This window comes from Nocardioides panzhihuensis (assembly GCF_013408335.1).
Taxonomy (GTDB): Bacteria; Actinomycetota; Actinomycetes; order Propionibacteriales; family Nocardioidaceae; genus Nocardioides; species Nocardioides panzhihuensis.
Map to the genome: position 1 here is coordinate 1,542,571 of NZ_JACBZR010000001.1, position 21,831 is coordinate 1,564,401.

At 69.7% G+C, this 21,831-nt stretch carries 20 protein-coding genes and 1 pseudogene; 14 read left to right on the forward strand and 7 right to left on the reverse strand.

The features are described 5' to 3' along the window. Window positions 1–128 precede the first annotated feature (128 nt). Window positions 129–332, forward strand: a complete 204-nt coding sequence (locus BJ988_RS07210; protein ID WP_045547499.1) for a cold-shock protein — start codon at window positions 129–131, stop codon at window positions 330–332. 61 nt (window positions 333–393) lie between these two features. On the opposite strand, the gene BJ988_RS07215 is transcribed toward BJ988_RS07210, so the two are convergent. Then, window positions 394–939, reverse strand: coding sequence for a YciI family protein (locus BJ988_RS07215; protein WP_179657401.1), 546 nt, complete (start codon window positions 937–939; stop codon window positions 394–396). Between the two features lie 81 nt (window positions 940–1,020). Between BJ988_RS07215 and BJ988_RS07220 the strand changes: the two genes are divergently transcribed. Next, window positions 1,021–1,449: a DUF309 domain-containing protein gene (locus BJ988_RS07220; RefSeq protein WP_179657402.1), complete on the forward strand. Its 429-nt coding sequence runs from the start codon at window positions 1,021–1,023 to the stop codon at window positions 1,447–1,449. Window positions 1,450–1,476: 27 nt separating this feature from the next. Here the strand turns inward: BJ988_RS07220 and BJ988_RS07225 are convergent, their stop codons facing one another. Next, a complete protein-coding gene (locus BJ988_RS07225; RefSeq protein ID WP_179657403.1) occupies window positions 1,477–2,346 on the reverse strand; it encodes a hypothetical protein in 870 nt (289 codons plus the stop codon). Between the two features lie 10 nt (window positions 2,347–2,356). Beyond that, window positions 2,357–3,085: a helix-turn-helix domain-containing protein gene (locus tag BJ988_RS07230; protein ID WP_179657404.1), complete on the reverse strand. Its 729-nt coding sequence runs from the start codon at window positions 3,083–3,085 to the stop codon at window positions 2,357–2,359. Between the two features lie 288 nt (window positions 3,086–3,373). On the opposite strand from BJ988_RS07230, the gene BJ988_RS07235 reads away from it, so the two are divergent. From BJ988_RS07235 to BJ988_RS07270, 9 genes and pseudogenes are all read left to right on the forward strand, one after another. Next, window positions 3,374–4,840, forward strand: coding sequence for an amino acid carrier protein (locus BJ988_RS07235; RefSeq protein ID WP_179657405.1), 1,467 nt, complete (start codon window positions 3,374–3,376; stop codon window positions 4,838–4,840). A 77-nt stretch (window positions 4,841–4,917) separates the two neighbouring features. After that, window positions 4,918–5,817, forward strand: coding sequence for a dihydrodipicolinate synthase family protein (locus BJ988_RS07240; protein ID WP_179657406.1), 900 nt, complete (start codon window positions 4,918–4,920; stop codon window positions 5,815–5,817). Window positions 5,818–5,898: 81 nt separating this feature from the next. Further along, window positions 5,899–7,362, forward strand: coding sequence for an aldehyde dehydrogenase (NADP(+)) (locus tag BJ988_RS07245; RefSeq protein WP_179657407.1), 1,464 nt, complete (start codon window positions 5,899–5,901; stop codon window positions 7,360–7,362). Then, on the forward strand, window positions 7,359–8,360 hold the full coding sequence (locus BJ988_RS07250; RefSeq protein WP_179657408.1) for a proline racemase family protein: 1,002 nt from the start codon (window positions 7,359–7,361) through the stop codon (window positions 8,358–8,360). The genes BJ988_RS07245 and BJ988_RS07250 overlap by 4 nt, the downstream gene beginning before the upstream one ends. A 2-nt stretch (window positions 8,361–8,362) precedes the next feature. Then, window positions 8,363–8,599: pseudogene (locus BJ988_RS30905) on the forward strand (FAD-dependent oxidoreductase); the annotation flags it as partial. A 112-nt stretch (window positions 8,600–8,711) separates the two neighbouring features. Next, window positions 8,712–9,521 carry an NAD(P)/FAD-dependent oxidoreductase gene (locus BJ988_RS07255; protein WP_343051519.1) on the forward strand — a complete coding sequence of 270 codons (810 nt, stop codon included), beginning with the start codon at window positions 8,712–8,714 and terminating at the stop codon, window positions 9,519–9,521. Further along, window positions 9,518–9,793 carry a (2Fe-2S)-binding protein gene (locus tag BJ988_RS07260; RefSeq protein WP_179657409.1) on the forward strand — a complete coding sequence of 92 codons (276 nt, stop codon included), beginning with the start codon at window positions 9,518–9,520 and terminating at the stop codon, window positions 9,791–9,793. The genes BJ988_RS07255 and BJ988_RS07260 overlap by 4 nt, the downstream gene beginning before the upstream one ends. Next, window positions 9,786–11,258, forward strand: a complete 1,473-nt coding sequence (locus BJ988_RS31275) for an FAD-dependent oxidoreductase (protein WP_179657410.1) — start codon at window positions 9,786–9,788, stop codon at window positions 11,256–11,258. The genes BJ988_RS07260 and BJ988_RS31275 overlap by 8 nt, the downstream gene beginning before the upstream one ends. A 24-nt stretch (window positions 11,259–11,282) precedes the next feature. Then, window positions 11,283–11,954, forward strand: a complete 672-nt coding sequence (locus BJ988_RS07270) for a GntR family transcriptional regulator (protein WP_179657411.1) — start codon at window positions 11,283–11,285, stop codon at window positions 11,952–11,954. Between the two features lie 19 nt (window positions 11,955–11,973). On the opposite strand, the gene BJ988_RS07275 is transcribed toward BJ988_RS07270, so the two are convergent. Together BJ988_RS07275 and hrpB are read right to left on the reverse strand one after the other, a co-directional pair. Continuing rightward, window positions 11,974–12,303 (reverse strand): hypothetical protein, encoded by a 330-nt coding sequence (locus BJ988_RS07275; protein WP_179657412.1) that lies wholly within the window; start codon window positions 12,301–12,303, stop codon window positions 11,974–11,976. Window positions 12,304–12,525: 222 nt separating this feature from the next. After that, window positions 12,526–15,114 (reverse strand): ATP-dependent helicase HrpB, encoded by a 2,589-nt coding sequence (hrpB, locus tag BJ988_RS07280; RefSeq protein ID WP_179657413.1) that lies wholly within the window; start codon window positions 15,112–15,114, stop codon window positions 12,526–12,528. A gap of 563 nt (window positions 15,115–15,677) precedes the next feature. Between hrpB and BJ988_RS07285 the strand changes: the two genes are divergently transcribed. Then, window positions 15,678–17,273, forward strand: coding sequence for a TROVE domain-containing protein (locus BJ988_RS07285; protein ID WP_179657414.1), 1,596 nt, complete (start codon window positions 15,678–15,680; stop codon window positions 17,271–17,273). Window positions 17,274–17,489: 216 nt separating this feature from the next. Here BJ988_RS07285 and BJ988_RS31545 read toward each other — a convergent pair whose 3' ends face one another. Continuing rightward, window positions 17,490–17,666 carry an NAD(+)--rifampin ADP-ribosyltransferase gene (locus BJ988_RS31545; protein WP_425490916.1) on the reverse strand — a complete coding sequence of 59 codons (177 nt, stop codon included), beginning with the start codon at window positions 17,664–17,666 and terminating at the stop codon, window positions 17,490–17,492. 101 nt (window positions 17,667–17,767) lie between these two features. Further along, window positions 17,768–19,912, reverse strand: a complete 2,145-nt coding sequence (locus BJ988_RS07295; RefSeq protein WP_179657415.1) for an MMPL family transporter — start codon at window positions 19,910–19,912, stop codon at window positions 17,768–17,770. Window positions 19,913–20,044: 132 nt separating this feature from the next. Here BJ988_RS07295 and BJ988_RS07300 point away from each other — a divergent pair, with 132 nt between their 5' ends. Together BJ988_RS07300 and BJ988_RS07305 are read left to right on the forward strand one after the other, a co-directional pair. Then, complete coding sequence (locus BJ988_RS07300) at window positions 20,045–21,175, forward strand: sensor histidine kinase (protein ID WP_179657416.1); 1,131 nt, start codon at window positions 20,045–20,047, stop codon at window positions 21,173–21,175. Continuing rightward, window positions 21,172–21,828 (forward strand): response regulator, encoded by a 657-nt coding sequence (locus BJ988_RS07305; protein WP_179657417.1) that lies wholly within the window; start codon window positions 21,172–21,174, stop codon window positions 21,826–21,828. The genes BJ988_RS07300 and BJ988_RS07305 overlap by 4 nt, the downstream gene beginning before the upstream one ends. The last annotated feature ends 3 nt before the right edge of the window (window positions 21,829–21,831 follow it).

Consider the following 21,831-nt stretch of genomic DNA (forward strand, 5'->3'; position numbering starts at 1 on the left):
GGCCGCACACCAAGTCGCGGCTTGTATCTTTTACTTCTGGTTTTCGGTTCGCTGGACATCAGCTCAGGTGTGGATGTCTTCAGCAGCTCGGGGCACAGTGTCCCAGCACCGAACAAAGGAACAAGATCATGGCTCAGGGTACTGTCAAGTGGTTCAACGCTGACAAGGGCTTCGGCTTCATCGCGCAGGACGGTGGCGGCGAGGACGTGTTCGTTCACTTCTCCGCTATCCAGACCAACGGTTACAAGTCGCTCGACGAGAACCAGAAGGTCGAGTTCGACGTCACCGCCGGCCCCAAGGGCCCGCAGGCTGAGAACGTCCGCGTCTCCTGATTTAACTCGAAGGGCTCCGACTGCTTCTGCAGTCGGGGCCCTTCGTGCATTTGTGGGTGTCTCAGTCGGACCGCCCGCCGAAGTCCCACTGGTGGACCTCGATCGACGCGAAGCGGTCGGGGGAGAGGACCTGCTGGGCTGCGTCGGCGGAGGCTGCCTGCAGCAGCACCGCCGCGCCGAGGATCATGGATCCGTCGTCTGACAGGAGCGGCCCGCACGCGATCAGGTCGTCGCCGCGCGGCAGGTCGATCGGCTCCGCCGCAGGTTCTGAGAGGCCGAGAACGAGGTATCGGTCGGCATCTGGCCGGCGGTCGTCGAAGTCCCACATCGTGCGACCGAGCGTGTTGTGCCACCGCCGCAGCAGCACGTCGCGATAGGCGCCGGCCTGGTAGCCGGGCTCCTCGAAGGCGAAGGTGCGAGCTGCGGTCGCGTCGGGGAGGTCGAGGATGTGTACGCTCCCGGTCAACGTCTCGTCGCTGGTGAACGTCGGGCCGCGGGCGATCATCGTCGCGGCGTACTGGTCCATGTAGGTCCAATGCTCTTCGACCATCTGGGTGCGCAGCGGCGTCGACCCTGGGCGGTCGCGGTGGTAGCAGAAGAACTCCATGGGCTGAGCGTCACCGGCCCAGCCGTCCCGCGCAATCGGTTATCTCAGCGGGTCCGTATGGTGGGAGCCGAGGAGGCTGACATGGTGAGCGATCGCGATCGGAACGATCAAGGGCGTGCGCAGCAGGCTCGACCGCGCGACGCGCTCGGGCGGCCGCTGCCGTACGGCGAGGTCGGCGTCGAGCCGATCTCGGAGGAGCCGCTTCCGCCGGCCGAGACTCTGGCGTACGCCCGCAGGCTGCTCGACGACGGGCGGCCCTTCGCGGCCCATGAGGCCCTCGAGGTGCGGTGGAAGTCGTGCCCGGAGGAAGAGCGTGAGCTGTGGCAGGGCTTGGCTCAGCTGTGCGTGGGTCTGACCCACCACGAGCGGGGCAACGCCGTCGGTGCGGCGCGCCTGATCGAGCGGGCGGCGGGTCGGCTGGAGGCGTACGAGCGGGGTGCCGGGCCGACGTACGGTGTCGACCTCGGGGCAGTCATCGCATGCTCCCGGGGCACGGTGCAGGGCGGCTGAGCGGTGCCCCACCTCGCCCCATACGCATCAGTGGCGCGGGACATCTCCGGCGACGCGGCCGTGGGTCCGTAGGGTGTCAAGGGCGGCGAGGGTGACGATGCCGCGCCATTCCACGATCTGTCCGGGCGACCAGTGCAGGAAGTCGAAGTCCCAGCCGCCGTCATCAAGCTGCTCGTTCTCCAGCTTATCCAGGCCCGCTTCGATGAGGTCGTCGGGGAACAGGGCTCGGCTCGGTGCTCCCGGTCGCGGCGACAACTGCAGGGGCGTGACGCGTTCGCCGTCGACTCCGCCTGGGATGGGGATGCTGCCGTCAGGACGCAGGCTGGGCCGGAACCGTTCGACCGCGCGTGCCGCGCGCGCCGGCTCTGGTACGGCGTCGATGAAGCGCAGGGCGAAGACGGCCTCGTACCCGGCGAGCTCCTTGGTCTCGATCTGCTTCCAGCACCATCCGGTGGCGGACCTGAGCCACGGGTGGTCGGCGCCGAGGCTCCACAGGTGCGCGGCGGTGCTGTAGGTGAGAAAGCCCGCGTCGTTCGGCTCCATCCATGGGGCGCGGGGGTAGGCGGATGCAGTGGGCAGCACGTGCGGCACACTGCCGTCTGGGAGGGTGACCGATTGCAGCCAGTCGGCAGTCTCCATGATCAACGGATTGCCCGATCCGTCGATCTGTGCGAGCACGCCTAGGGCGGACATGGCGGCCGAAACCTGGCTGTTGGGGCCCCGGAGGTCGGGTTCGAGGGCGTGACCCCAGCCGCCGTCGTCGGTGCGATAGGCGCGCAGCGCGGTCAGGACCGGTTCAGCAGGAGCGTTGTCGAGCAGCGTCGAGGCGAGGTGCCGTTCCAACAGGCGGGCGTCGTTGTAGAGGAACTGTCGGGCGGCGTGGAGATCGATGGACATGTCGTCCACGCTAGGCGGCAGTGAGCGAGGCGTCTTCCAGGAATCGGACAGGAGTGAGTCCGGTGAGTCGGCGCACGTCGTCGGACATATGTGCCTGGCTCGCGTAGCCCGCGGCGGCGGCGCGCTGAGCGAGCGGCAGCCGACTCGAATGCTCGGACATCGCGATCAGCCGTCGCATCCGGGTGACCCGCTGGAGCGTCTTCGGGTTGTATCCGATCGCGGCGACCGTGCGTCGGTGCAGGTGCCGCTCGCTCACTCCGAGGTCAGCGGCGACAGTCCCGATCCGCGCGGATGGAGCTGCGAGCCGAATTGCTGCGGCAGCGACGAGACAGTCGCGTTCGCCCTTCCGCTGCAGCACGGCGCGGGCCAGCACGTCGAGACGATCGGCTGGATCCGCGAGCGCAAGCGCTCCGCCCAGTGATACCGCGAACTCCGGCCACACGGCTGCTGCTGGCACGCGCGCATCGCGCACTTCCGACGCCGGGATACCGAGCACGGCGCCTGCGGCACCCGGCCGCAGTCGGATCCCGCTGACCCGTTCGCCCCCACCCGTCGGGGCGAACAGCACCGGGCCGGTGTCGGCGCCGACAATGAGGAGCTCATCGTTCAGCCACACCAGATCGACACACCCGTCAGGAACGACCCGCTGTACCTGCTCGCGAATCCCGTCGTTCTCCCACAAGCACGCCACAACGGAAATCAGCCCGGTCGGCGGCGCGAACTCACGGTACTCACCCATCAGCCCACGGTACGCCTATGCCTCTGCACCTTCTTCGCGTGTGACCTGCGCGGAGCGCTTGAACAAGAGCACGGCGATGACGACGGAGAGGAGGAGGCAGACGCCGCCGACACCGATCTGAGTGAGGTGCCAGCGACCCGCGATCGGGCCGGTCCGCAACCGACAGCGGGGGAGCGGTACGCGAGATCGCGTCCAGTCAAAAGGTTGTGCTAGTGCAATGTCACACCGTAGTGTTACCGATCGCTGTGTGATTGCCGTCACTCCATGTCGAGACTGAATGAGGTAGCCGTGGATCTGTTGCTGAAGATCAACGAGTGGTTGTGGAACCCCTTGATCGTGCTGTCCCTGGGGTTGGGGCTCGTCCTGACCGTCCGAACCCGCGTGCTGCAGGTGCGGCGGCTGCCGGACATGATTCGGCAGCTTCGAAGGGGCAGCTCGTCCGATGAGGGGATCTCGTCCTTCCAGGCGCTCGCGCTGACGTTGTCGAGCCGCATCGGCGTCGGCAACATCGCAGGCGTCGCGACCGCGATCTATGCGGGCGGGCCGGGAGCCCTGTTCTGGATGGGGGTGATGGCCTTTCTCGGTGGTGCGACTGCCTTCGTGGAGTCCACGCTCGCCCAGATCTACAAGGAGCGCGTCGACGGCCAGTTCCGCGGCGGGATCCCGTACTACCTCGAGAAGGGGCTCGGGCTGCGCTGGCTGGGCGTGATCGCGGCCGTCACGGCGGTGAGCCTGTACGCCGTGCTCGCGCCCGGCATCCAGTCGAACAACATCGCGTCGAGCTTCGAGGGTGCGTTCGGCGTACCGACCTGGATCACCGGGATCGCCATCGTGGCTGCGCTGGGTTTCATCGTCCTCGGTGAGCGCAAGCGCATCGTCGGGTTCGCCGACAAGGTCGTGCCGTTCATGGCGGTCGCATACATCATCGCTGCTGTCGTGGTGCTGGCCGTGAACATCACCGAGCTGCCGGAGGCGCTGAGCCTCGTGGTCTCCAGCGCGCTCGGGTTCGACTCGGTGTTCGGCGGGATGGTCGGGGCGGCGATCGCCTGGGGTGTTCGGCGAGCGATGTTCTCGAACGTCGCCGGCGTGGGGGAGGGGACGTACGGATCGGCAGCCGCCGATGTGTCCCACCCGGCCAAGCAGGGGCTCGTGCAGTGCTTCTCGATCTACGTCGACACTCTGATGGTGTGCATGGCGACCGGGTTCATGATCATCGTGACCGGCAGCTACAACGTCGCCACCGCGGACGGCAAGACGGTGGTGAGCAATCTCGACGGCGTCGAGGCCGGTCCGGCCTACACGCAGACCGCCCTGGACACGGTCGGGGTGGGCGTCGGGGGACCGGTCGTGGCGATCGCGCTCGCGCTGTTCGCGTTCACGACGCTCGTCGCCTTCTACTACATCTGCGACACCAGCCTGACGTACCTGCTGCGGGGCACGAACCGTGCGGCCACGATGGTGCTCAAGCTCGTGCTGCTGGGGATGACGTTCTTCGGCTCGGTCCAGGCGGCCGACCTGATCTGGGCGATCGGCGACGTCGGTTACGCAAGCCTCGCCTGGGTCAACCTGGTCTGCCTGCTGTTCCTGCTCAAGCCTGCCCTGGTCGCGCTGCGTGACTACGACGAACAGCGGCGCGCTGGTGTCGACCCGACCTTCGACCCGGTGCGGCTGGGTATCCGTCATGCTGACTACTGGGTCGCTCGCCAGGCCGAGGCGACGCAGACGGACGCTGCGAGCGAGGCGCGGGGGCACTGATCGAACCCGAATTTCACCCCTTGTGTGACAGTGCAATGTCACATAGTATCTGAGAGACATCGGAACGAGGAGAACTCATGACCCACAAGCCCTGGCGCGGCATCACTGTCGCCACCGCTCTGCCCCTGACCGACGACCTGGCCGTCGACTTCGACGGATTCGCGGACCACGTTCGTTGGCTCGCCGAGAACGGGATGGACGGCGTCGCCCCGAACGGGTCGCTCGGCGAGTACCACAACCTCACCGACGAGGAGCGTGCCCGAGTCGTCGAGATCGCGGTCGAGGCCTCGCCGGAGGGGTTCGGTGTGATGCCCGGCGTGGCGGCGTACGGCTCTCAGGAGACCTGCCGCTGGATCGAGCAGGCCGCCTCGGCCGGGGCGCAGTCGGTGCTGCTGCTCCCGCCGAACGCGTACCGCGCGGATCGCCAGACGGTGATCGAGCACTACCGTGCCGCGGCTGCGGTCGGACTGCCCGTCGTGGCCTACAACAACCCCTACGACACCAAGGTCGACCTCACTCCCGACGTGCTGGCCGAGCTCCACGGTGAGGGCCTGATCGTCGCGGTGAAGGAGTTCACCGGAGATGTACGCCGGGCCTACGAGATCCGCGAGCTGGCGCCTGAGCTGGACCTGCTGATCGGGTCCGACGATGTGCTCCTCGAGCTCGGTCTGGCCGGTGCTGTCGGATGGATCGCCGGTTACACGAACGCCTTCCCGCGGGCCTGCAAGGAGCTCTACGACCTGGCGACGTCCGGACGGGCCGAGGACATCGAGAAGGCTCTTCCGATGTACCGCGACCTGCACCCGTTGCTGCGTTGGGACTCCAAGACGGAGTTCGTGCAGGCGATCAAGCTGTCGATGGACATCGCCGGTCGTCGCGGAGGCCCGTGCCGGCCGCCGCGGCTCCCGCTCGCCCCGGAGACCGTCGAGCGCGTCACCGCGGACACCAAAGCCGTGATCAGCAAGGGCTTCAACTGATCTCCGTGGGTCTGCCGTTCTGACCGAGCTCGGTCAGAACGGCAGACCCACACCACCGACCTCAGAGGAGAACCGAGAGCCATGGAACTGACCGACGTCGCCCGTGAACGAATTGTCGCGGACGCAGTCCGTGCCGGCGAGATCTGGGCGCAGACGGCTCCGGCGGACCGCGCCACCGTCCTGGGCATGGTCGCCGACGCGCTCGACGCGGCCGCCGACAGACTGGTGCCGATCGCGCTTGCCGAGACGCACCTGCCCGAGACGCGGTTGCGAGGTGAGCTGACGCGGACCACGTTCCAGCTCCGGCTGCTCGCCGGATCCGCTGCCGCTGGGGAGCACCTCGACGTCCGGATCGACCACGCGGACGCCGACTGGCCGATGGGCGCACCCCGCCCGGACCTGCGGCGTACGGCGGTGCCGCTGGGGCCGGTCATCGTGTTCGCCGCTTCGAACTTCCCGTTCGCGTTCAGCGTCGCCGGCGGCGACACCGCCTCGGCCCTCGCGGCCGGATGTCCGGTGATCCTCAAGGCTCACGGCGGGCACCCGGAGCTGTCGATCGCGACCGCGGAGGTCGTCACCGGCGCGCTGCGTGAGGCAGGCGCTCCGGACGGACTGTTCGCCCTCGTGGAAGAGCCCTCGGACGCGCGGGCGATCCTGACCCACCCGGAGATCAAGGCCGGTGCCTTCACCGGCTCGATCCCCGCCGGACGTACGCTGTTCGACCTGGCCCAGGCGCGATCCGAGCCGATCCCGTTCTACGGCGAGCTCGGCAGCGTGAACCCGGTCTTCGTCACCGAGCAAGCGGCGAAGCGGCGAGCCCAGGAGATCGCCGACGGGTTCCTCGCATCGTTCACGCTCGGTGCCGGACAGTTCTGCACCAAGCCCGGTGTGCTCCTCGCCCCGGTCGGCTCCGGCCTGGTCGAGCGGCTGAGCGCCGCGGCGCTCCCGGCGGCGGCGCCGCTTCTCAACGACCGTATCGTCGCCGGTCATCGTCACGTTCTCGACGAGCTCCTCCAGCACCCGGGTGTGACCGCGCTCGTCGGCGGCGACCGGGAGCCGGCCGATCCGCCCGCGCCGAGCCTGCTGGCGACCACGGCCGATGCCCTCCTCGAGGACGTCGACGGCATCTTGACGGAATGCTTCGGTCCGACGGCCGTCGTGGTGACGTACGAGGACGAGAAGCAGCTGATCGAGGTCGCCCGTGCCCTCGACGGCCAGCTCACCGCGACGGTCGCAGGCGAGACCGACGATGCGATCGTCCCTGAGCTGGTCGCGACCCTCGCCCGCAAGGCGGGCCGAGTGCTGTGGAACGAGTGGCCGACCGGCGTCTCGGTGACCCATGCCCAGCAGCACGGGGGTCCCTACCCGGCAACCACCGCCCCGGGCACCACCTCGGTCGGGACCGCGGCCCTGAGCCGCTTCGTCCGCCCGGTTGCCTGGCAGGGTTTCCCTGACGCGCTGCTGCCCGACGAGCTCCGTGACACTCCGCATCACCCGATCGCCCGACGCATCAACGGCCTGCTCATCCCAGGAGGGTCCGCATGAGAACCACCCGCGTCATCCACGCCGTCGACTCCCACACCGAGGGAATGCCGACCCGCGTCATCACCGGCGGGGTCGGGGTCTTCCCCGGGGCCACGATGGCCGAGCGGCGGGAGTGGTTCATCGAGAACAACGACGAGCTGCGTACGTTCTTGATGTGCGAGCCCCGCGGTCATGCATCGATGAGCGGCAGCATCCTGCAACCACCGACCCGACCCGACGCCGACTTCGGGGTGCTCTTCATCGAGGTGAGCGGGCTGCTTCCGATGTGCGGTCACGGCACCATCGGGACCGCGACGGTCCTGGTGGAGACCGGGATGGTGCCGGTCGTCGAACCGGTCACGAGGATCCGGCTCGACACTCCGGCCGGCCTGGTGGTGGCCGACGTCGCGGTGGAGGACGGGCATGCCCGGTCGGTGACGATCAGGAACGTCCCGTCGTTCGTGCTGGGTCTGGACCAGAGCGTCGACGTCCCGGCGTACGGAAGCGTCGGCTACGACATGGCGTTCGGAGGCAACTTCTACGCCGTCGTCGACCTGGAGAAGCTCGGCCTTCCCTTCGAGCGTGCAGCCAAGGGCCAGCTGCTCGAGGCCGGCCTGGCGATCATGGACGCGATCAGCGAGCAGAACCGCCCGCAGCACCCGGAGCGGCCCGACATCTCAGGCTGTCACCACGTCTACCTGAAAGCCCCCGGATCGACGGCGCAGCACTCGCGCCATGCGATGGCGATCCACCCCGGGTGGTTCGACCGGTCGCCGTGCGGGACCGGCACCAGCGCTCGGATGGCGCAGCTGCACGCGCGCGGTGAGCTCGCGCTCGACACCGACTTCGTCAACGAGTCCTTCATCGGCACCACCTTCACCGGACGACTGGTCGAGACGACCCAGGTCGGCGGCATCGAGGCAGTCGTCCCGACGATCACCGGCCGGGCCTGGGTCACCGGGACGGCGCAGTACATGCTCGATCCCGACGACCCGTTCCCGGCCGGATTCGAGCTCTGACGATGCCCGGTACGCATCCAGACGTCGTAGTCATCGGCGCCGGCGCCCTCGGAGCCGCGACCGCGTGGTTCGCGACGCGTGCCGGCCTCACGGTCGAGGTCGTCGAGCGCGGGTCGATCGTCAGCGGCACCACCAGCGCCTGCGAGGGAAACCTGCTGGTCTCCGACAAGGAGGCCGGTCCCGAGCTCGACCTCGCACTGCTCTCGCACCAGCTGTGGCGAGGCGAGCTCGGCGAGTTCGGCGGGCTGTGGGAGTTCGAGGAGAAGGGCGGACTGGTGGTCGCCGCCACCCCCCGGCGGCCTGGGTGGGCTGACGGAGCTGACCGAGCGTCAGCGCGCGGCCGGGATCGACGTGCACGAGGTCGCGGCCGACGAGATCCACGGCTACGAGCCACATCTGACCCCGGAGCTGGCCGGCGCCGCGTTCTACCCCCAGGACTGCCAGGTCCAGCCGATGCTGATGGCCGCCCACCTGCTCCGGCTGGCCCGCGAGCACGGCGCGTGCGTACGCACCGGCACCACCGTCACCGGGTTCCTCCGCGACGGTGATCGAGTCACCGGAGTTCGCACCGACCGTGGTGACATCTCCGCGGGACATGTCGTCAACGCCGCCGGCACGTGGGCGGGGGAGATGGCCGCGCTGGCCGGTGTCGACGTGCCTGTCCTGCCACGGCGTGGCTTCATCCTGGTGACCGAGCCGCTGCCGCCGACCGTGTTCCACAAGGTGTACGCCGGTGAGTACGTCGCCAGCACCCAGAGCTCCGACGAAGGGCTGCAGACCTCCACCGTCATCGAGGGCACGCGGGCTGGGACCGTGCTGATCGGATCCTCACGTGAGCGCGTCGGCTTCGACCGGACCGTCTCGCTGCCGGCGCTGCGGGAGATCGCCCGCAAGGCGCTGGCCCTCTACCCGAGCCTGGCCCCGGTCGCTCTGATGCGTACCTATCTCGGCTTCCGGCCATACTGCCCCGATCATCTCCCAGTGATCGGCACGGACCCGCGCGCACCCGGCCTGGCCCACGTCGCGGGACACGAGGGCGCGGGCATCGGGCTCTCGGTGGGAAGCGCCAAGCTCTTGGTCGAGGCGATGACCGGGGCGACACCGACGATCGACATCACACCGTTCCGCCCCGAACGGTTCAGCCTCCAGGAGGTGTCATGACCGACCAGGTGAAGCTCACCTTCGACGGTGCCGCCATCACCGCAGCTGCCGGCCAGAGCGTCGGCGCCGCGCTCACCGACGCCGGGATCCGATCCTGGCGCAGCACCCGGCGGGGTGACCGACCGCGCGGCCTGTTCTGCGGCATCGGCGTCTGCTTCGACTGTCTGCTGACCGTCGACGGACGCCCGAACCAGCGCGCCTGCCTCGTGCCCGTCCGCGACGGCATGCGCCTCGAGAGCGGCGGACTGCGGGAGGTGAGCACGCGTGGCTAGGTTCGATCTCGCGGTGATAGGGGCGGGGCCCGCCGGGCTGAGTGCCGCGGTCACCGCCGCCGAGCACGGCCTGAGGGTTGCGCTGGTCGACGCCGGCACGCAGCCCGGGGGTCAGTTCTGGCGCCACCCCGACGAGCACCACCCGCGTCCGGACGAGGGCCGCGGCCAGCACCTGTGGTCCCGCTTCACCGACCTGCGCACCAGGCTGCGCGGACTCGAGTCCGATTCGGGGACAGCCGGCCGCGTCGAGCTCGTCTCCGGGCATCAGGTGTGGTTCGTCGACACCCTCGCCGAGGAGTTCTTGCTGCACCTGTCCGCTACCCAGGGCGAGACCCGGCTACCGGAGATTCACGCGGCCGCGTTGGTGCTGTGCCCAGGCGGCTACGACCGGCAGCTGCCGGTCCCGGGCTGGGACCTGCCGGGGGTGATGGCCGCCGGTGGCGTGCAAGCGCTGTTGAAGGCACACCGGAGCGTGGCCGGGCGGCGTGCGATCGTCGCCGGCACCGGGCCGTTTCTGCTGCCGGTGGCCGCCGGTCTGGCTGAGGCGGGTGCCGAGGTCGTCGCGGTCTGCGAAGCCGGCTCGCTCTCCGGCTGGGCGCGGCGCCCGCTCGGCGCCGCGGCGGTGCCGTCGAAGGCGCTCGAGGCGGTCGAGTACGCCGCGCTGCTCGCGCGGCACCGGATCCCATACCGGATGCGTACGGTGGTCACCGCGATCCACGGCGAGACCGAGGTCGGTTCGGTCGGCCTCGGTCGGCTGGATCGCAACGGTCGGCTACGGACCGATGTCAGCCTCGCGGATCTCGACGTCGACCTGGTCGCCTTCGGATGGGGCTTCACCCCGTCCCTGGAGCTGATCACCGCCGTGGGGGCGACCACTCGGGTCGATGTCGATGAGTCGCTGGTCGCCGACGTCGACGACTGGCAGCGGACCGATGTCCCCGGCGCGTACGTCGCAGGCGAGGCGACCGGGGTCGGCGGGGCGCTGCTCGCGGTCGCCGAAGGAGAGCTCGCGGCCCTGGCGGCGAGCCGCGATGCCGGACGTCCGGTCTCCGAGCCGCGGGTGCGATACCTGCAACGGCAGATCGCCCGTGGACGCCGGTTCGCGGCCACGATGCATCGCGCCCACCCGGTGCCCACCGGATGGCAGGACTGGCTGCAGCCGGACACGACCGTCTGCCGATGCGAGGAGACGACGCTCGGTGAGATCTGCGCCGCCACTGAGGAGCTCGGCGCCACGGACGCCCGCACGGTCAAGCTGCTGGCTCGCCCGGGGATGGGATGGTGCCAGGGCCGGGTCTGTGGCTTCGCCGCGGCGAAGCTGGCGAAACCGGTCGGCGAGGCGCTGACCGTGTCGGATCTCGCGCCGCTCGCCAAGCGTACGTTCGCAGCGCCGGTGTCGCTGGAGAGGCTCGCCACCACGTCGACCGAGAGCGACGGTGCCACGTCACATGACAATGACGCATAGGATCGCACTGTCCGGAGTCAGGAGATGACAGTGTCGGTGCACATCACGAATCTGCAGCAGCTCGAGAAGGTCAGCCTGCGCGAACGAGTCTCGCGCGCGCTCCGCGCGGCGATCGTGTCGGGCGAGCTCGAACCCGGGGAGGTGTACTCCGCTCCGGCGCTCGGCGCCAAGTTCGGTGTCTCCGCGACCCCGGTGCGTGAGGCGATGCTCGATCTGGTGAGAGAGAACCTGGTGACGACGGTGCCCAACAAGGGCTACCGCATCACCACCGTGGACGAAGCGGACCTGGACGACATCACCGAGCTGCGGATGCTGATCGAACCCGTGCTGGCGGCCAAGGTCACCGCGGAGATCCCGGCCGAGGACATGCCGAAGCTGCGGGACCTGGCCCGCGCGATCGTGGACGGTGCTCTCGCCGGCGACCTGGTGGCCTACACCGACGCCGACCACGCCTTCCATCTCCAGCTCCTGGGCTACGTGGGGAACGCGCGCGTCAGTGCCCTGATCGCCGACCTTCGGGCGCACACCCGTCTCTACGGCCTGGCCTCCTTGGACGGGAGCGAGCTCGAGGAGTCCGCCCGCGAGCACGACCTCATTCTGGACGCGATCGAGGCGAACGATCCAGAAGCGGTCGAACGACTGATGAGGGCACACATCAGCCAGACCCGGGGCCGTTGGGCGCGACCCGAAGGCTGAGCCCGCCTCCTTGCGGCCGTCAGCGGCCGTTACAGGCCATACCGGGAGACGGCACGAAGTCCTTGAGTCCGGCTTTGGCGAACATGCCGTAGCTCTGCACCCCGTGATAGCGGTCGGTGCCGCCTGGGCTCTGGTTGCCGCGCGTGGCCAGGGCGTCGTCGTCGAAGCCCGGCGGGTTGCCCTCGATGGCGTCTGCGGTGTCCTGCCCTGAGTAGACGCATTCCGACGAGGCGCGGTCCGGCGCGGGGATGTCCTTGCCGTTGCCGTTCACCTCTCCAGCACTCGCCGCTCCGGCTCCTGCCAGCACGAGTCCCGCCGCGATGGCGCAGCTTCCGATGAAGATCTTCATGACTCTGTTCCTTCCGTTCTCGATGGCTCCGACCCGCCCCGCCACGTCACCGAACTGCGGCTGGGGGTCCGCTCAACCAGACGAATGGCCAGGAAGGCCGAGATGTCGCTAGGGCTAGCACTTTCATCATCAGCCCGGCCCAGGCGTGTTGCCATACGCCAATCTGGGGGTGTTGCGTACGAAGCCAGCTCTGCATCGGAGGTCTGCCAACCCCTCCGGCACTCAGCGTCGGGGGCGTGGCTTGTTGGTGCGTGCGGTGGCTGGTGCGCTGCGAGGATCGTCGGGCCAGGCGTGCTTGGGATAGCGCCCGCGCAGGTCGGCCCGTACGCCCGGGTAGCCGTTGTCCCAGAAGGACTCCAGGTCGGCCGTCACGGCGGCGGGGCGTCGCGCGGGTGAGAGCAGGTGCAGCAGGAGTGGGACCCGACCGTCGGCGAGGACGGGGGCTGCGGTCCAGCCGAAGACCTCCTGCAGTCGTACGGCGAGCACCGGTTGGTCGGCGGAGTAGTCGATTCGCACGATCGACCCGCTGGGGACCTCCACCCGCTCCGGCGCCAGGTCGTCGAGCCGGCCCGCCTGCGGCCACGGCAGCATCGCCCGGAGCGCGGCCGCCACGTCTATGCGACGCAGGTCCTGGGCCGAGCGGACCCGCGCCAGCTGCGGCCCTATCCACGAGTCGAGCTTCTGTGTGAGTGCCGCGTCGCTCACGTCGGGCCACGGGTCACCGAGTGCACGGTGCAGGAAGTCGAGGCGGGCGCGCAGCGCCGTGGCCGCCTCCGACCAGGTGAGGAGAGCTATCCCCTCGCTCGCCACCGCATCTCGGATCGCGTCGGTCACGGCCTGCGCGGGCGGATCGCTGAGCGGGACCGAGCTGAGCTCGATCGCGCCCAGCAGCGTCCGCCGGCGAGCCACGACCCGCCCTGCCTTCCAGGTGACCTCGTCCACCTCGGTCCACAGGGACGGTGCCGCCTCCAGTGCGAGGTCCTCGGTGAGCGGCGCCGCGGCCCGGATCCGGGCCTCGCGCTGCCCGGGCCGCCGCTCCGCGTCGCCGACCGCGAGCCACTCCAGTCCGGCCAGGGGCCCTGGGTCACGCGGATCGAGCGCCGCGCCAGTCCCGGACGCCATCAGATAGCTCGAGGACCCGGAGCGCTTGCGCGCGATCCGGTCGGGGTGCGCCAGGGCCACCACCAGCCCGACTGCCACGTCGTCGGTGAGTGCCTGGCCGTGGCCCTGCCCCGCGATCTTCTCCAGCCGGGTGACCTGGGTGCGCCACGAGCCCGCCCGCTTGTCGCCGCGCAGCGACCGGAGCGCGGCCACCAGGTCCCCGCCAGGTGCGCGCACGTCCTCGCTCAGCATCGCGACCACCTCGGCGGCCCGACGGGCACCGACGAGGTCAGCCCCGTCGATGAGGGCACGCGCCAGCCTGGGGTCGACCGGTACGCCGGCGATCACCCGTCCCCGTGGGGTGGCTCGCCCGTCCTCGGTCATCGCACCGAGGTCCACCAGCACCTCCTTGGCCGCCGACAGTGCGTGCGCCGGAGGCTGGTCGAGCAGCCCCAGGTCGTGCACGTCGTGACTGCCCCAGCACGCCACCTCCAGGGCGAAGGCCGTCAGGTCGGCGGTGGCGATCTCGGGTTCGGGGTGGGTAGCCAGGTGCGCGTGCTCCGCCTCGGACCAACAGCGCAGCACGGCGCCCGGGCCCAGCCGTCCGGCACGACCCGCCCGCTGCTCGGCGGCTGCCCGACTCACGGCGACGGTGACCAGGGAAGCCAGCCCGCGACGGTGGTCGGTGCGCGGCTCGCGCGAGAACCCGGCATCCACCACCACCCGCACCCCGGGCACGGTCAGCGACGACTCGGCGACCGCAGTCGAGACGATCACCCGTCGGCGTGGGCCCTCGCTGAGCGCGCGGTCCTGCTCGGCCCCGGACAGGCGTCCGTGCAGGGCGTGCACGTCGGCGTCGAGGCCAGCGAGGCGTCGTACGGTCGCGTTGACCTCCGCGACACCCGGCACGAAGACCAGGACGTCCCCCTCGTGCTCCACCAGCGCACGCCTCACGGTCGCTGCGACATGGTCGTGGAACGCCGGAGTGATGCCCCGGTCGTCGGTGCGGCGTACTCCCGCAGGCAGCGGGCACCAGACCGCCTGCACCGGGTGCAGGGCACCCGGGACGCGGATCACCGGAGCGCCTCCTCCGCCGAGCAGGGCGGCCGTCCGTTCGGCCTCGACGGTGGCCGACATCGCCACCAGAGCCAGGTCCTCGCGCAGGTTGGCGCGGACGTCGATGAGCAGCGCCAGGGTCAGGTCGGCGTCGAGGTGGCGCTCGTGCACCTCGTCGAGCACGACCGCCCCGACGCCGGGCAGCTCGGGATCGTGCTGGATCCGCCGGAGCAGCAGGCCGGTCGTGACGATCTCGACCCGGGTCCGTCGACTGGTGCGCCGGTCCCCGCGGACGGAGTAGCCGACCGTCTCGCCAACCGGTTCGCCCAGCAGGTGAGCCAGCCGCCGGGCGGCAGCGCGGGCCGCGATGCGGCTGGGCTGCGTGACGACGACCCGACCCGCGACGACTCCTGCGACCGCGGGCGGGACCAGGGTCGTCTTGCCCGTGCCCGGTGGCGCCTGCACCACCGCGACCCCGCTGGTGCGGAGTGCCTCCTCGAGGGCCGCCAGACCCGCGGTGACGGGGAGGTCGGGCGGCGCCGCGAGGAGCTTGCGCAGTGGGTCGGACACTCCTGCAGTGTGCCCGAAGTGCCTCGGCGGACGAGACGGCCCGTCGGTTCGCGGTCGACTCGCGGACCCGCAACCACCTCGCATCGTTGGCTCATTGGTAGAGCAACGTCCTTCGGGTGAAGGTCCTCGGTTCGGCGAGGGACCTCGCCTGCTGTCCACTGTCATACCCGTCGAAAATGCGGTGGCGCGCACGGTGTGTAGACCCCTACACTCCTTGGAGACAAGAGAACAGTGATGGTTCGGGTGGGCCGAAGATCGTCGGTTAACGGATCCTGGTGTGCGGGTTCGAGTCCCGTCCTCGCCTTGGCGAGGTAGCTCAATTTGGCAGAGCACATGACTCCGGTGGTCACAACCATGCCCACCCGAACCTTTACAAAGAGCGGGCCGGAGCATTTCGGTTATCTGGCACATGGCGGTTGGGGTTCGAGTCCTCTTTGAGTTCCGCCGGCGGCGCGAGTCGTCTCTTCCGGACGGCATTCACATGCCCGCTCTACCCACAGCTGACAACGGCGGTGGCGGGCCGGAGCGGATCGGTTACCTCTCCCTTTCAAGGAGACCCTCGGAGGAGGGTCACCCGGCTACGCCGGGCCTGTCCGGTGCGCACAACACGCCCGCCACCGCCTTGTCGCTATTGAAGGAGATTGATGATGGACGTCCTGCGCAGCCTCGGCATCCGCCGCAGGCCACAGTCCGAGCGAGCCGATGCCCGCCAGCGCCGCAACTCGGCCGGCGGCTACGCGTTCACCCTCGATGACGCGACGCGGCTGCGTCGCTTCCTCGTGCTCGGGGTCGACGGCGGCACCTACTACGCCGCTCCGCGCGATCTTGCTCGCGACAACGCCGAGATCGTCACCCGGATGGCGCAGGAAGATCCGGAGACCCTGGTCTCGACCATCGTCGAGGTGTCGCGGAATGGCGCTGCCCCGAAGCAGAACGCGACGCTGTTCGCGCTGGCCCTGGCAGCGTCGTACCCGGAGTCTTCTGCGCTCGCGCTGGCTGCACTGCCCAAGGTCGCACGCACGGGCACGCATCTGTTCCTGTTCGCGGCCTACGTCGAGCAGTTTCGCGGGTGGGGCCGTGGTCTGCGACGTGCAGTCGGCTCGTGGTACACCTCGCGGGAGGCCGGCGACCTGGCCTATCAGGTGGTCAAGTACCGCCAGCGCGAAGGCTGGACGCACCGTGACCTCCTGCGCTTGGCGCACCCTGAGACCGCGGTGCCTGAACTTCAGGACGTTTTCGACTGGATCGTCCGCGGCGCGGTTGGCGACCACACGCCAGCGCTCATCGAGGGCTTCATGCGCGCGCAGGAGGCGACTGACCCGAAGACCTGGTCTGCGCTCGTGCGAGAGCACCGACTCTCGTGGGAGATGTTTCCCGACCCGGCGCTACGAGAGGTGGAGGTATGGGACGCGCTGCTCGACGTGGGCGTGCCCCAAACCGCACTGATGCGGCAGTTGCCGCGGCTCACCCGGCTAGGCCTCCTGCCTGACCTCGGAGGCCGAACGGACGAGGTCGCGTCCCAGCTCACCGACGCGGACCGCCTGCGCGCAGCTCGGATCCACCCGGTCAACGTCCTGGTCGCGCAGCGGACGTACGCCGCCGGGCGGTCGGCTCGCGGTGCCGGCGAGTGGGCGCCGTCGCGGAAGGTGACCGATGCCCTCGACGCGGCGTTCTACACGGCGTTCGGCGCAGTCGAGCCGTCCGGCACCCGCACCATGCTGGCGGTCGACGTGTCCGGCTCGATGGGCGTGCCCATCTCCGGAATGCCGATCACCGCCCGCGAGGCGTCAGCGGCACTGACTCTCGTGCAACTGGCCACGGAGCCGTTGGCGACCGCGGTCGGCTTCACCGCCCGCAACGGTCAGGACTGGCACGACACGGCCCTGCAGCCACTTGCGATCTCCCCGCGCCAGCGCCTGGACGACGCACTGAAGGTTGTCGACGCCATGCCGATGTCGGGAACCGACTGCGCGCTTCCCATGGTGCACGCGACCGAGAAGGGTCTCGAGGTTGACACGTTCGTGATCTACACCGACAACGAGACGTGGGCAGGCAACATTCATCCTCACCAGGCTCTGGCCGAGTACCGCCGTCGATCCGGGATCAACGCGAAGCTCATTGTGGTTGGCATGACCGCCACAGACTTCAGCATCGCCGATCCCGCCGACCCCGGCATGCTCGACGTGGTCGGGTTCGACGCGGCCGTGCCCTCGCTGATCACCGAGTTCGCGCGTGGCCTCTGACCCGTTGGGCGAAGTCCGGAGCCGCGCCCAGGGCGGCACCAATACCGGTGCCGCCCCGAGGCGCGAAGCCGCACGAGGGACCTCAGACCCTCGAGCCGCTCGCGCCAAGGAACTGCATGCGAAGGCAGCGGAGGCAGACCGGGTCGCTGCGCAGTGCCGCGCCGGGCGCGACCGCATGATCCTCCAGTTACGCGCTGAAGATCCCCAGCGTTGGAGCTACGGAGCACTGGCGGCTGCACTGGGCTGTAGTCGCGAGTTGATAGCGCTGATTGTCAAACGCAAACGCTGAACGGACTCTCCAGACTGCAAGGACGCGTCGGGTTCATGGGGCAATTTCCTGTTGGTGACGTTCGGGTCGTCCTCGAATCCGGCCGTCGGGTCGACGATGGAGATCCGTCCTCACCTCTCACTGAGGCGAGCTCGGCGCCCCAAGTCGCGGCGCCATGGTCAGAGGTTAGATCCACGCACCTGTCCCCACCCGGGCACCATCGGCCCTAGGAGGCCAGCGGCGGCGACCCCGCCGCGACTCCCACCGGCTCCTCCGCCGGCTCAGCGTCCAGCTCCGGCAGCAGCCGGTCCAGCCACCCCGGCAGCCACCAGTTCGCGTCGCCGAGGAGCTTCATGGTCGCGGGGACGAGCACCAGGCGTACGACGGTCGCGTCGAGGAAGATCGCCGTGGCCAGGCCCACTCCCATCATCTTCACCACCGGGTCACTGCCGAGGACGAAGCCCGAGAAGACGGCCACCATGATCAGTGCGGCTGCGGTGATGGTGCGCCCGGTGCCGGCGATCCCGCCGATGACCGCACGGGTGTTGTCGCCGTGGCGGCGGTACTCCTCGCGCACTCGCGACAGCAGGAACACCTCGTAGTCCATGGAGAGCCCGAACAGGATCGCGAACATGAACAGCGGGATGAACGACACGATCGGCACCGTCGACTCCACGCCGATCAGGTTGGCCGCCCAGCCCCACTGGAAGACCATGACGAGCACGCCGTACGCCGCGCCGACGCTCAGCAGGTTCAGCACGACCGCCTTCAGCGGCACCAGCACCGACCGGAACAACACCGTGAGCAGGAGGAACGACAGCACCAGCACCGCCGCGACGAAGCGCGGCATCCGCTCCTGCACCCGGTCACCGAGGTCGGCGAAGGTGGCGGTCTGACCGCCGACGTGCGCTGTCGAGGCGGTGCCGTCGAGGATCGCCGGGAAGACCTCGCTACGCAGCCTCGTGACGGTCTCCTGGGTGGCGACGTCCTGGGGCGACGTGGTCGGCTGGGCCACCAGGGTCGCGACGCCTGCACCGGCGTCGATGGCCGGTTCGCTGACCGAGGTGATGCCCGGGTCGGCCGCCACCGCCTCGGCGAGCGGCGCCGCGGCGGACCTGTCCTGCGAGATGTCGACGGCGATCACCAGCGGCCCGTTGGCGCCGGGGCCGAAGCCGTCGGCGATGAGGTCGTACGCCCGTCGTTCGGTTCTGGACTCGGGCTTGGTGCCGTCGTCCGGGAAACCCAGGTTGAGCGCGAAGACGGGTGCGGCCAGGGCGATCATGAGGACCGCTCCGCCGACGAGGTACGCCGTCGCGTTCCGGGTCACGTGAGCACCCCACCGGTACCAGCCGGTGCTGGGTCGAGTGTTGGGCCGGGACGCCCCGACGACGCCCCGCCGCCGGCGTCCGTTGATCCGCTGCCCCGCCAGTCCGAGAAGCGCCGGAAGCAAGGTGACCGAGGCGAGCACCATCACGAGCACCATCGCGGAGATGGCGACCCCGCCGCCGGTCACGAACGGGATCCCCGCGACGAGCAAACCGAGGATCGCCACGACGACCGTGCCGCCGGCGAAGATCACCGCCTGTCCCGCGGTGGCCAGGGCCCGGCCGACCGCTTCTGGGACCGGCATCCCCTGAGCCAGGTTCTCGCGGTGCCGGGTGACCAGGAAGAGCGCGTAGTCGATGCCGACGCCGAGCCCGACCATGGCCGCGAGCTCCGGCGCCCACGCCGGGATGTCGATCAGGTACGTCACCAGCTTCATCGAGGTGATGCCGATGACCAGACCGAACAGCGCCATCCCGATCGGCAGCCCCATCGCGACGAAGGAGCCGAAGGCGATCAGCAGGACGATCATCGCGACGACGATCCCCGCGACCTCTCCGAGCCCGGTCGGTGCCTCCTCGAACGCGAAGAAGAGATCGCCCCCGGTCTCCAGGGTCAGCGACGACTCCGCACGCAGGTCGGCGGCGGCCTCCTTGAGGTTGTCCAGGTCGGCGGCAGCGAGCTGTTCGACCGCCGGGTACTGCACCCGCACGAGCGCGATGTCGCCGTTCGGCGAGACGCTGGTTGTCGTACCCAGCACCCGCGGGAGCTCGGCGAGGGCAGCCTCGACGGGCGCCACCTGCGTCGTGGCGTCCGGCGCTTCGAATACGACGTGGGCGGTGACGCCGCCCTCGTCGGCTTGGGCCTCGGAGAGCAGCTCCGCGGCTTGGTAGGAGTCGAGGCCGGGAGCCTCGAAGCTCTCCTCGAGATCGCGCCCGAAGGCAGCGGAGGAGGCGATGACGACGAGCGCGAGAACGACCCAGGCGCCGATGGCGATCCAGGGTCGGGTCGCGGCGGACCGGCCGAGCCGGTAGAGGAGATTGGACATGTCCCTACCGTGGCCCGGCGAGGAACGATCCACATCGGGCCAAGGAGCAGTGGGCTCCTCGGCCGAAAGGACGAGGAGAGGCTCGTGCTTGTGCCCCGTACGACGAGGCTGTCGGATCGCTAGGGTCGAGAGATGGTGACCGCCTTCGTCCGCTCAGTTCTCGCCGAGCCCCGTGCCCCGGACCCGCCGGCGCGGATGTGGTGGGACTGGGCCCTGGTCGGTGCCCTGCTGGCCTCGGCCGCGGGCGAGGCGATCTTCCGCCCCGACGTACCGTGGCGCCCGTTGGGCACCGTGGTCGCGCTCCTGGTGATCCCGGTCCTGCTCTGGCGGCGTACTCTTCCACTTTTGGCGACCGCGGTCGGCTTCGGCGGCGCGATGGTGCTGCACATCCCGATGATCGTCGACGGCGTGCGTGATGCGGGGCTCTACACCATGGCCTGCGTCCTGTTGCTGCCGTACGCCCTGTACCGCTGGGCATCGGGACGGGAGGCTCTGGTCGGTACGGCGATCGTGGCCGTACCGGTGAGTCTGGGACTCGCGACCAGCCAGACCCTCGGAGACGTGATCGGTGGCGCCACCGTGGTGGTCGCGTCGTTCGCCCTCGGGGCCGCGCTGCGCTACCGCGCGGTTGCGCGCCAGCGCGAGGTCCAGCAGGTCCGTACGCTCGAGCGCGGCGAGCTCGCTCGCGAGCTGCACGACACCGTCGCCCACCACGTCTCCGCCATCGCGATCCAGGCCCAGGCAGGGCGAGCGGTGGCGGCCACCGACCCGGCGCTGGCGGTCGAGGCGCTGGCGGTGATCGAGGCCGAGGCGTCACGTACGTTGTCCGAGATGCGCACGATGGTCCGAGTGCTCCGCGAGGCCGACGCCGTTGACTACGCGCCGCAGCGGGGCATCGGCGATCTGGACGAGCTGACCCGGATGAGCCCTCTGGTGGAGGTGCGGTGCGTGGGCGATCTCGCCGACCTGCCGCAGCCGGTCGAGGTGTCGGTGTACCGAATCTGTCAGGAGTCGGTCACGAACGCGATCCGGCACGCCCTCTACCCCACGAGGGTCAGCGTCGAGGTCCGGGGCGAGGCCGGCGTCGTGGAGGTGCGTGTGCACGACGACGGAGAAGTCGCCCGCCTCTCGACCAACGTGGGCTACGGCCTGCTCGGGATGGCCGAGCGGGCCAAACTCCTCGGCGGCGTGTGCCAGGCCGGGCCGGACCCGGCCGGTGGCTGGACCGTCGAGGCGACCCTGCCGCGTGAGGTGTCCCGATGACCATCCGGGTGGTGGTCGCGGACGACCAGCTCCTGGTCCGCACCGGCCTGACGATGATCCTCAACGCGCAGCCCGGGATCGAGGTCGTCGGTGAGGCGACGGACGGTCACGAGGCGGTGGCCGTGGCCCGCGAGCTGCGTCCCGACGTCTGCCTCTTCGACATCCGGATGCCCGGCATCGACGGCGTCGAAGCGACCCGCCGGCTCGCCGGCCCCGGCGTCGAGGACCCCCTCGCCATCGTCGTCATCACGACCTTCGACCTCGACGAGTACATCCACGGCGCCCTCAAGGCCGGCGCCCGTGGCTTCCTGCTCAAGGACGCCGGTCCCGAGCTGCTGGTCCAGGCGATCCACGCAGCAGCGAACGGCGACGCGCTCATCTCGCCCAACATCACCCGCCGCCTCCTCACCACGCTGGTTGGCCTCGAGCGAGCCACCCCGCCGGCCCAGCCGATCGAGCCGCTCACCGAGCGCGAGGAGGAAGTCCTCCTGACCGTCGCGCGTGGCCGCACCAATGCAGAGATCGCCGAGGAGCTGAACATCACCCTGAGCACGGTGAAGAGCCATGTCGCCGCGCTGATGAACAAGCTCGGCGCCCGCAACCGCGTCGAGGTCGCGATGTGGGCGTACGAGACCAAGCGTGTGAAGGAGTAGGGC

What these genes read in the sequence shown, in the direction of transcription:
- BJ988_RS07210 (WP_045547499.1), top strand. Translation starts at nt 129, where the DNA reads ATGGCTCAGGGTACTGTCAAGTGGTTCAACGCTGACAAGGGCTTCGGC.
- BJ988_RS07215 (WP_179657401.1), bottom strand. Translation starts at nt 939, where the DNA reads ATGGAGTTCTTCTGCTACCACCGCGACCGCCCAGGGTCGACGCCGCTG.
- BJ988_RS07220 (WP_179657402.1), top strand. Translation starts at nt 1,021, where the DNA reads ATGGTGAGCGATCGCGATCGGAACGATCAAGGGCGTGCGCAGCAGGCT.
- BJ988_RS07225 (WP_179657403.1), bottom strand. Translation starts at nt 2,346, where the DNA reads ATGTCCATCGATCTCCACGCCGCCCGACAGTTCCTCTACAACGACGCC.
- BJ988_RS07230 (WP_179657404.1), bottom strand. Translation starts at nt 3,085, where the DNA reads ATGGGTGAGTACCGTGAGTTCGCGCCGCCGACCGGGCTGATTTCCGTT.
- BJ988_RS07240 (WP_179657406.1), top strand. Translation starts at nt 4,918, where the DNA reads ATGACCCACAAGCCCTGGCGCGGCATCACTGTCGCCACCGCTCTGCCC.
- BJ988_RS07245 (WP_179657407.1), top strand. Translation starts at nt 5,899, where the DNA reads ATGGAACTGACCGACGTCGCCCGTGAACGAATTGTCGCGGACGCAGTC.
- BJ988_RS07250 (WP_179657408.1), top strand. Translation starts at nt 7,359, where the DNA reads ATGAGAACCACCCGCGTCATCCACGCCGTCGACTCCCACACCGAGGGA.
- BJ988_RS07260 (WP_179657409.1), top strand. Translation starts at nt 9,518, where the DNA reads ATGACCGACCAGGTGAAGCTCACCTTCGACGGTGCCGCCATCACCGCA.
- BJ988_RS07270 (WP_179657411.1), top strand. Translation starts at nt 11,283, where the DNA reads ATGACAGTGTCGGTGCACATCACGAATCTGCAGCAGCTCGAGAAGGTC.
- BJ988_RS07275 (WP_179657412.1), bottom strand. Translation starts at nt 12,303, where the DNA reads ATGAAGATCTTCATCGGAAGCTGCGCCATCGCGGCGGGACTCGTGCTG.
- hrpB (WP_179657413.1), bottom strand. Translation starts at nt 15,114, where the DNA reads ATGCGAGGTGGTTGCGGGTCCGCGAGTCGACCGCGAACCGACGGGCCG.
- BJ988_RS07285 (WP_179657414.1), top strand. Translation starts at nt 15,678, where the DNA reads ATGGACGTCCTGCGCAGCCTCGGCATCCGCCGCAGGCCACAGTCCGAG.
- BJ988_RS07295 (WP_179657415.1), bottom strand. Translation starts at nt 19,912, where the DNA reads ATGTCCAATCTCCTCTACCGGCTCGGCCGGTCCGCCGCGACCCGACCC.
- BJ988_RS07300 (WP_179657416.1), top strand. Translation starts at nt 20,045, where the DNA reads ATGGTGACCGCCTTCGTCCGCTCAGTTCTCGCCGAGCCCCGTGCCCCG.
- BJ988_RS07305 (WP_179657417.1), top strand. Translation starts at nt 21,172, where the DNA reads ATGACCATCCGGGTGGTGGTCGCGGACGACCAGCTCCTGGTCCGCACC.